Annotated in this window: 8 protein-coding genes and 1 pseudogene; 7 read left to right on the top strand and 2 right to left on the bottom strand. The window is 33.6% G+C overall.

Going from position 1 to position 5,738, the window contains the following annotated elements; translation table 11 throughout:
• The coding region (locus ACIQ2S_RS10455) for an aminotransferase class IV (RefSeq protein WP_396175714.1) at positions 1 to 708 on the top strand (708 nt) is incomplete at its 5' end.
• 54 nt (positions 709 to 762) lie between these two features.
• On the opposite strand, the gene ACIQ2S_RS10450 is transcribed toward ACIQ2S_RS10455, so the two are convergent.
• Positions 763 to 1,146 (bottom strand): hypothetical protein, encoded by a 384-nt coding sequence (locus ACIQ2S_RS10450; protein WP_396175712.1) that lies wholly within the window; start codon positions 1,144 to 1,146, stop codon positions 763 to 765.
• A 99-nt stretch (positions 1,147 to 1,245) separates the two neighbouring features.
• Between ACIQ2S_RS10450 and ACIQ2S_RS10445 the strand changes: the two genes are divergently transcribed.
• The 5 genes from ACIQ2S_RS10445 to ACIQ2S_RS10425 all read left to right on the top strand — a co-directional run bounded on the left by ACIQ2S_RS10445 (position 1,246) and on the right by ACIQ2S_RS10425 (position 4,101).
• A complete protein-coding gene (locus ACIQ2S_RS10445) occupies positions 1,246 to 1,434 on the top strand; it encodes a hypothetical protein (protein ID WP_396175710.1) in 189 nt (62 codons plus the stop codon).
• 19 nt (positions 1,435 to 1,453) lie between these two features.
• The gene (locus tag ACIQ2S_RS10440) at positions 1,454 to 2,521 is read left to right on the top strand and encodes a hypothetical protein (RefSeq protein WP_396175708.1); all 1,068 of its coding nucleotides are present in this window, start codon (positions 1,454 to 1,456) and stop codon (positions 2,519 to 2,521) included.
• Between the two features lie 70 nt (positions 2,522 to 2,591).
• Positions 2,592 to 3,134: an RNA polymerase sigma factor gene (locus ACIQ2S_RS10435; protein WP_396175706.1), complete on the top strand. Its 543-nt coding sequence runs from the start codon at positions 2,592 to 2,594 to the stop codon at positions 3,132 to 3,134.
• Between the two features lie 30 nt (positions 3,135 to 3,164).
• Positions 3,165 to 3,587 carry a hypothetical protein gene (locus tag ACIQ2S_RS10430; RefSeq protein ID WP_396175704.1) on the top strand — a complete coding sequence of 141 codons (423 nt, stop codon included), beginning with the start codon at positions 3,165 to 3,167 and terminating at the stop codon, positions 3,585 to 3,587.
• A gap of 52 nt (positions 3,588 to 3,639) precedes the next feature.
• Positions 3,640 to 4,101: a sensor of ECF-type sigma factor gene (locus tag ACIQ2S_RS10425; protein WP_396175702.1), complete on the top strand. Its 462-nt coding sequence runs from the start codon at positions 3,640 to 3,642 to the stop codon at positions 4,099 to 4,101.
• Here ACIQ2S_RS10425 and ACIQ2S_RS10420 read toward each other — a convergent pair.
• Positions 4,098 to 5,165 carry a WD40/YVTN/BNR-like repeat-containing protein gene (locus ACIQ2S_RS10420; protein WP_396175700.1) on the bottom strand — a complete coding sequence of 356 codons (1,068 nt, stop codon included), beginning with the start codon at positions 5,163 to 5,165 and terminating at the stop codon, positions 4,098 to 4,100. The genes ACIQ2S_RS10425 and ACIQ2S_RS10420 overlap by 4 nt on opposite strands.
• Before the next feature lie 152 nt (positions 5,166 to 5,317).
• Between ACIQ2S_RS10420 and ACIQ2S_RS10415 the strand changes: the two are divergent.
• Positions 5,318 to 5,738, top strand: a pseudogene (locus ACIQ2S_RS10415) (hypothetical protein); the annotation flags it as partial.

The following is a 5,738-nucleotide window of genomic DNA, read 5'->3' as shown; positions in this document are numbered from 1 at the left end:
CACGAGTTATTGCGTTTAGAGAAAGATTGGGTCAAGAAAGGTAAGGGTAACACCTTATATATTCGTCCGTTTATGATTGCGATAGGCACAGGAGTTATCGCACAGCCATCTACTCAATACCGTTTTATGATTATCTTATCTCCAGCTCGTTCCTATTATTCAGGCGAAGTTAAAGTAATCATTGCAGAACATTACAGCAGAGCTGCCAATGGTGGAATTGGAGCTGCAAAAGCGGCCGGCAATTATTCTGCTCAATTTTATCCTACCAAATTGGCCAATGAAAAAGGATTCCAACAAATCATTTGGACCGATGATGCCACACATACCAAGTTGGAAGAAGCAGGAACCATGAACGTCTTTTTCAGAATCAATGATACTTTATATACAGCACCTACCAGTGAACGAATTTTGGATGGTGTGACACGTAAAAGCTTAATAGATTTGGCAAAAAGAGAAGGTTTGAGTGTTGATGTTCGCTCCGTTTTAGTTTCTGAAATTATTGAAGCTGCACAAAACGGTACTTTAAAAGAGATATTTGGTGCGGGAACGGCCGCTGTGGTTAATCCAATTGTAGGTTTTTCTTATCAGGGAACTTATTACGAATTACCTAAAATAGAAAACTCCTATGCCATTCAATTAAAAGAAAAGCTGACCAATATTCAATATAAAATAGCAGAAGATACTTTTGGTTGGACTGTAAAAGTATAAGATAAAAGATTAAATAAATTAAAAAGTGTTCTAAATTGATTTAGAACACCTTTATTATTTTAATATAGCCTCAAAATTAGGTTTAAAGTAATTTGGACCTTTCATCACTTTCCCGTCTTCACGATAAATAGGTCGTCCGTCTTCACCTAACTTACTCATGTTGCTTCGTTGAATTTCGTCGAAAACTTCTTCAATTTTATGTTGTAAGCCGTGTTCAATAATGGTTCCGCATAAAATATAAAGCATGTCGCCCAACGCATCGGCTACTTCTACAATATCATTGTTCATGGCAGCTTCAAAATACTCTTCGTTTTCTTCTTTCATTAAATTAAAACGAAGCAAGTTTTTACTTTCTCCTAAATGAACAGATGGTTCTTCTTTATAGCCAATTTCAAAGGCTTTGTGAAACTCTTTAACGGCGATAATTTGTTTTTGCATATTTATACTGTTTTAGGGTAAAAATATTAGATTTTGAAATACAATATTCAACTACCAATCAAAAACAATTAACTATTTTTGTTGAAAAATTGAACACCCATGTTTACTCAAGGCCAGTGGATCTTTGCAGCTTTTTTTGTTGTTGCTTTTATTATTACAATGATTTATGTGTATCGAAAAGATATTTCGTTGCATCGATTACATTATAAAGGAGCTTTCAAAGTACTAATCGGATTTATTGTTTTTATTGCTTTGCTTTTTGTGATTAAAATATTTTTAAAAAAATAGTTCCACTACAACTACTAATATGAGAATCTTAAAATACATCTTTCTACTTTTAGTCTTAATGTTTGTTGCATTAAGTGTGTATCTTTTTACCCAAAAAGGTTCGTATTCAGTGAATCAAAAATTAGTTATTCAATTACCAAAATCTACTCTTTTTAATTATGTGAATGATTATAGAAATTGGGATGAATTTCATTCAGTATTAGTAAAAGATTCAACCACAAAGGTTGACTTTTCTAAAGTTTCAGTAGGAGTTGGAGCCACTATGGATTGGGAAAATGCTTCCGGTGAAGGCTCTTTCAAAACTAGTTCCTTTGTCCAAAATGATAGTATAGTGCAAAAAGTAGCATGGCAAGGAAACCAATTTCACTCTTATTGGTTATTCAAAGAAACATCAAAAGGTACAGAAGTATCTTGGAGCATTTCGGGAGATTTAGATTTTAAAGCCAAATTGTCTCGCTTCTTTTCAAAAGGAGAGGATTCGGATATTCAATCAACCATGAAAGCTACTTTGAAAAATTTAAACCAACTACTTACTGAAGAGTTAAATAATTACACCATTACAGTAGATGGTATTCAAACGGTAAATGAAGTGTTTTATTTGCAACAAAAAAGTGTTTCCACCATACCTGATTTTTATTCCAAAGTCTTCCAACTATTTCCAAAAATGCACTTGTTTTTTGAGGAAAACACTATTACAAAAATAGGCCATCCTATGGTAATTGTTGATTCTTATGATATTCCCAAAAACAAAGTTACTTTTACTATTTGTTTGCAAATTCCCGAAGAAATTTTCACCTCTCCTGAAAGTGAAACCACTTGTGGCAAACGCGATACTTACCAAGCTTTAAAAGTAACATTAAAAGGTGATTATAGTCGCAGCAAAGAGGCAAGGGACAAAGGATTTGCTTATTTGAAAGCGAATAATTTACAAGAAAGCGAAACAAGTAGTTATATGGAATTGTATGTAAAAAGCAGTATTCAAACAAATCGACCCTCAGAATGGATTACTGAAATTTATATACCTATAAAATCAAGTGTTTCTGTTTCAACCAGTATTCTTTCCAATTCGACTAACACTTCTGGCTAATAAACTATCTTTTTTACAAAAGATTTTAAACTATTTGTAATTACTACTGTCAAATGCCTAAATAGTAATTTTGGAAAACGAACTAGACTTTATTCAAGAGTTGCTCCATCCAAAAACGCAAGAGGTGGCGTTCAAAAAGCTAGTGAAAGACTATCAGAGGCCTTTATACAATCATATCCGTACAATAGTGTTGAATCATGACGATACTGATGACGTTTTACAAAACACCTTTATAAAAGTATTCAGAAACCTTAGTTCCTTTAAAGGAGAAAGTAAACTATTTTCATGGATGTATCGAATTGCTACGAATGAAGCACTGACATTTTTGCAACAAAAGTCTAGAAGATTTAACACCACTAGTGAGGAACTACTCCAAAAGCAAACCGAGAAAATGAAAGCAGATGACTATTTTGATGGTGATGAAATTCAGTTTAAACTCCATCAATCTATAAGTTTACTTCCGGAAAAACAACAGCTTGTTTTTAAAATGAAATATTTTCAAGAACTAAAATACGAAGAAATGTCTGAGATACTCGATACATCGGTAGGAGCATTAAAAGCATCGTATCATCATGCGGTTAAAAAAATTGAAAATTATATGAACACTCATTAAACCATATATCCATAAAAGAGTCCTAATAGTATGAAAGATTTTAAACTAGACAATCATCCGAAAATAGCAACTGGGTTTAAAAAACCGGAGGGATATTTTGATACTTTATATGATCGAATTGAGCTTCCTTCAGAGTCTATCATTGAAACGAAAGTCATTACTTTTGCATCCTATAGAAAAAAAATGCTCTACGCTGTTGCGGCAGTATTTGTATTTGCTGTTTCGATTCCTCTAATTACAAATGCTTTACAATCGCAAAAAACAACTACTCTGAGTAATGAATCCATTGAAGACTATTTAAGTTATTCACGTACTGTTTCTGCACATGAAATGGCCGAATTACTTAGTTACGAAGATATCCAGTCTTTGGAGGTAGATTTAAACATTGATAACAAAGAAATTGAATCCCTATTAACAGATAGCGATTATATAGAAAATTATTTAATTAATTAATAATTATTTTAACTGCTAATTTAGAAGTAAGTCATATAAAAACCTACCAACTATGAAGAACAAAAAAATATTTACAACCCTATTATTACTTTTTTCATTCATCGGATTTACGCAGGATGACCCTAGTAAAAAAGAGCAAATCAAAGCACTGAAAACTGCTTTTATTACCACTGAATTGGATTTAACTTCGGCAGAAGCTGAGAAATTCTGGCCCATTTATAATGCTTTTGAAGAAAAGCAGTTTGAGTTGCGTCATGAAAAAATTAGAAGTTATCAAAATAGACTTGAAAAAGATTTAACGACTATTTCAGAAAAAGAAGCGGCACAATTGTTGGCCAAAATCGAAGCCACTGAAGATGAGCTTCACCAATTACGAAAAAAATTCAATGCCGATATTAAGGGAGTTTTGAGTGCAGTTAAAATTATAAAACTTCGAAAAGCCGAAGACAATTTTAACAGAAAATTACTCAAACAATACCGTGGTGGTGGTGGTCCACAAAAAGGACGAAATTAATCGGTTGTAAATCGCAGTCGAATAATTTTATTCTTTCCGGCAGCAATGGCAACTTTTTTATTTACAAATTTAAAGGTATGTAAATCATTGATTGCTGATAATTTCAGCCAAGAAAGTCCGCTATCATTAGAAGAATAGATACCTGAGGGTCCTAATGCAACGGTCATTGTTCCACCGGATTGCGGAACAAACTGAATGCAGGAAGCATAGCCAAACGCCTCTTTATCTGCAATTAAAACCCAACTTTTTCCACCATCAATGGTTAAGGCTTTATTTTTGGAGTTATTGGTTTGATTCTCATAATCGCCGCCCGTCATGATTCCAAATTGATCATTATAGAAATCAACAGAATAGATTCCAGTCATTTGAGCACCGGCAATCATTGGCGTTGGCAATATTTCCCAAGACTCCCCTTTATCAGGAGTATACAAAACTCTCGCTTTTGTTCCGCCTGTCACAATCCATGCTTGTTCTTCTTTGACAGCTAAACTGGTGTTACTGGCAGCAAAGGCATACTCTCCCTTGTCTAATTTAGGTAATTTATGTGCAGACACTTTCTTCCACGTTTGGCCACCATCTCTGGTAATAACAATGTTTAAAAACTCATCTAATGGATCGCCAAAAAGTATTCCTTCACTTTCATTCCAGAATTGAATCCCATTAAAAAATGCATTTGGATGTGTGTCTTCGTAAACTTTGGTTACTTTTTTAGGGTCGCTTTTTAAAAAGCTATACAAAACAGCCGGTTTTTCGGTGCTTGCTATAAAAATTTTTTTTCTATTTTGAGCAATTCCGCGAAAATGAAGTGGAATAGTATCTTGTTTTAGTTTTCCTGTATAGTTAGCTGACCCATCATAACTACAAAAGCCATAAGTACCTTTATCGGTTGCATACCAAACTTTATCCGATTCTAGCGTAATTGCTCGAACGCTCATTGCACTTGTATATAATGTATCTAGGGCGACTCCTGTAAAAGGTAAACGTACATCGGGATCAATCTTCTTCGCTTCATTACATCCATCAATAAATAGAACTAAGATAAATATTTCACAAAAGCTCCTCATAATGTTATATTTTTTAACAAATGTAAATTATAAATCCAAATAAAATAACACTTTACCTTGTAATATTGCCTCTATATACTAAAACAATTTGTGGCACAGAAATTGCAAATACCATTACAAGAGAATTAAAATAACCTTAAATACTATAAATCATGAAAACAACAGCCCCTCTATTCGGATTCCTTTTCAGCTTGATTACACTTGCGGGATTTTCACAAGACAGAACAACGGTTACAGCTAATTCAAGCGAGGTAAGTGATAACTTAGATTTAAGAGCTGTTGCCCATGTTTTTGGAGAATCAGATGATTTGGAAGATTTTGAAAGACGATTAAATGATCCCTCTTTAAAAATATCCAATCTTGATTTGAATGGCGACAATCAAGTAGATTATATGCGAGTGATTGAATCGGTGGAAGGATCTACCCACTTAATCATTGTGCAGGCAGTTGTAGGTCGTGATTCTTTTCAAGACATCGCAACCATTGAAGTTGAAAAAGACCGCAGAAACAGAAATGTACAAGTGCAAATTGTTGGTAACGTATTTTTATATGGGTCAAATTATATCTACGAAC

The organism is Flavobacterium sp., from assembly GCF_044371705.1.
Classification (GTDB): domain Bacteria; phylum Bacteroidota; class Bacteroidia; order Flavobacteriales; family Flavobacteriaceae; genus Flavobacterium.
The sequence above is the reverse complement of the archived record's forward strand: the minus strand, read 5'-3'. Positions and strand labels throughout refer to the sequence as shown.